At 47.8% G+C, this 2,756-nt stretch carries 3 protein-coding genes; all 3 read left to right on the top strand.

From position 1 onward, the window contains the following. Positions 1–23 precede the first annotated feature (23 nt). The gene (locus ON064_RS17940) at positions 24–1,928 is read left to right on the top strand and encodes a VirD4-like conjugal transfer protein, CD1115 family (RefSeq protein WP_483879766.1); all 1,905 of its coding nucleotides are present in this window, start codon (positions 24–26) and stop codon (positions 1,926–1,928) included. Between the two features lie 18 nt (positions 1,929–1,946). After that, entirely contained in the window at positions 1,947–2,171 is a 225-nt protein-coding gene (locus ON064_RS17935; protein ID WP_182093514.1) for a hypothetical protein, read from the top strand. Further along, the coding region (locus ON064_RS17930) for an ArdC family protein (protein WP_274625831.1) at positions 2,161–2,756 on the top strand (596 nt) is incomplete at its 3' end. The genes ON064_RS17935 and ON064_RS17930, both read left to right, overlap by 11 nt.

Raw genomic sequence — 2,756 nt, 5'->3', positions numbered from 1 at the left:
TCGCCGTTACGTTTCTTCTATCCTTGTTGATTGGATATGCCCTGACAGGCCTCTTGCGCTTCTTGAAAGAAGGAGGAGGGCTCAATGCACTTCTTCTGGACGTACAAGGCACGCTGACCTTTCTTACCGAAACCGATCAGCAATCCCAACTCTTGGTGGCAATTCTCACAGTCGTTTTCTTCGGCTGGTTCCTCTCCAAAATGCGTTTGGTGGAACATACGTATGAAGACGCACATGATTTCGGCGTTCACGGATCAGCACGATTCACGAAGCCATCGGAAGTGCTGAACGGCAAATATTTCTCCAAGCACAACACGTACCAATCCAAACAACCTGAAAAGACCGTGGAACGCTTGGAGAACGGATTGATTGTCGGGCGTGTACCGAATAAGAAACAAGTGCTCATCATTCCCCGGTCTACGGAGATTGATAACCGGAACGTCTACATTGTCGGATCTAGTGGGAGTGGTAAAGGACAGTCTTACGTCATCCCAAACCTGATCAATAACCATGAGGAAACCTTGATTGTCACGGATCCAAAGGGTGAGCTCTTCGAACAAACAGCTGAAATCAAGCGCAAACAAGGCTACAAGGTGTATCAAATCGATTTCATCAACTTCAATCAAGACAACTACAACTTGCTCGATTACGTCTTTGATGACCAAGATGCCCAAAGCGTTTCCGTCACAATCGCCAAAAACTCGACCAAGGATGGCAAAGAAGACTTCTTTATGGAACGTGCGCAGAAAATGCTGGCGGGCTTGATTGTCTACTGCAAAACCGAAATACCGAACGCCAGCATGCAAGATGTGCTGAATGTCTTTAATGAACGGGTCGCCCCGGACGAGGAATCGTTCCGCCAGTGGGTGGATGAAGAACTGGGTCCTCATCATCCGGCTTATCAGCTGTTGAAAGGCTTAACGACGCTCGGTGGGAATACGCGAACGAGTGTGACGTCGTCCTTTGCTTCGCAAGTCAGTATTTTCACATTGAAGAAAATCAGCGAAATGACGCGCACGAGCGACTTCAATTTCCGTGAGTTTCAAGACCAGAAAAGCATCCTGTATGTGAAGCTGCCGATGGACGAAAATCCGTTCACGGCGTTAACGTCCGTTTTCTTCGATCAATTGATTTCGCAGTTTTATAAACTGGCTGATGAAAATCGCGGGCAATTGAAGATCCCGACCATCTTCTTATTGGATGAATTCGCGAACATCGGGAAGATCGAGAAATACGCACGGGTCTTAGCAACGTGCCGGGGACTCGGCTTATCGATGAACACCATCGTCCAGGACAACGGACAGATTGAATCGCTGTACGGGAAAGAAATGGCTCGCTCCATCTTATCCAACCACGACACGCTGCTGTTCTTGCGAAGCAAGGATATGGAGACGATTAAGTACTTCTCCCAACTCGCCGGCGAAACGACCGCGAAGATTCAGACGGGCTCTTCCAGTCAAAGTGGAGGTTTCATGAGTGGAAAATCGAGTGCCAGCCAGAGCCAGTCTGAACAGTACGTCAAGCGTTCTTTGATACCGGAAGGGGATCTGGCGAGCATTGCCAAGAACGATTGTTATTTGTTTGTCAGTGGCTTGCATCCGATGAAGCTGCAAAAAGCATGGCAATCCGAGGTGTTCGGCTCCTACGTTCAGCAACACACTTCTGTCGCTGCCGAACCGGCTGTGAAGCAAAAATCAGCTTTCACGGTTCCGACACCTCCTGAACCCAAGAAGGAATCTCATGTCGCCTCAGGAGGTACGACGACACATGTGATTGAAGAAGAGATTGATCAATCGGATCTGTTTGATTTAACGGACGAGGGGCTTGAAGAAGAATGGGCAGCCATGCAAGAAGAAGAAACGGAAGAACGGTCGATTGAGGACCGATTAAAGGAAAAGGAAGCGACGGATTTACGTACGCTCTTATAAGTGAAAGGGGAGAAACCGATGCTTGTCACGATTAGCGAAATCCTCGCGAGTGATAAACGGATCTTGAGCTTTTACGATCCTGTACCGTTTGAGGCACTTACATATGAAGGTCTGATTGACCTTGAAGAAGACGTGCAAGAGTATGCGATTACCTGTTATAGCCCGGTTCGGATTCCAGGGCGAGCTGAACCCCTCTATGAAGCTTGGTATGTCAGAAAGGACGTGATGAACTATGTCGACTAAGGTGGATTTGACCGAAATTAATGACCGGCTGGAACGAAACCTCGAAGAGATGTTCAAAAACAACCGGTTCCAGGACATGCTCAATGTCATGGCCAGTGGCCACCAATACTCGTTCAATAACGTGCTGATGATTGCTGGACAAAACCCTGAAGCGACGATGGTTCGTGGATTCAGACAATGGCAAGCCTTAGGGCGTCACGTCAACAAAGGGGAAAAGAGCATTGATATCTTGGTCCCTTCATTTAAGAAAGTCGAAGTGCAGAAAGTGAACGAACAGACAGGAGAAGTGTTACGCGATAAGAACGGCGATCCTCAATCTGAAGTTCGACAAAGTATCACCGGCTTTCGGATCGGCAAGGTCTTCGATGTCTCTCAAACGGACGGAAAAGAGATTCCGAACGTCCGGGACTTTATTCAAAAAGACTTAACATCACCAGATTCCTTGAAGGAATTGTATGACCGGTTCATCCATCAAACAAATGAGAATTCCCAGCCGTTAACCATTCGGGAAGAAGCACATGAAGGTCAGACATATGGCGGTTATTTCAGTCCTCAAAAAGAGGAGATTGTCATCAACACGGCTGT

Origin of the sequence: Planococcus sp. A6 (assembly GCF_028823615.1) — a bacterium.
Classification (GTDB): domain Bacteria; phylum Bacillota; class Bacilli; order Bacillales_A; family Planococcaceae; genus Planococcus.
Note: the sequence above shows the minus strand (reverse complement) of the source record. Positions and strands in the feature narration are given on the sequence as shown.

Coding starts and splice junctions, on each gene's coding strand:
- ON064_RS17935 (WP_182093514.1), top strand. CDS start 1,947: ATGCTTGTCACGATTAGCGAAATCCTCGCGAGTGATAAACGGATCTTG.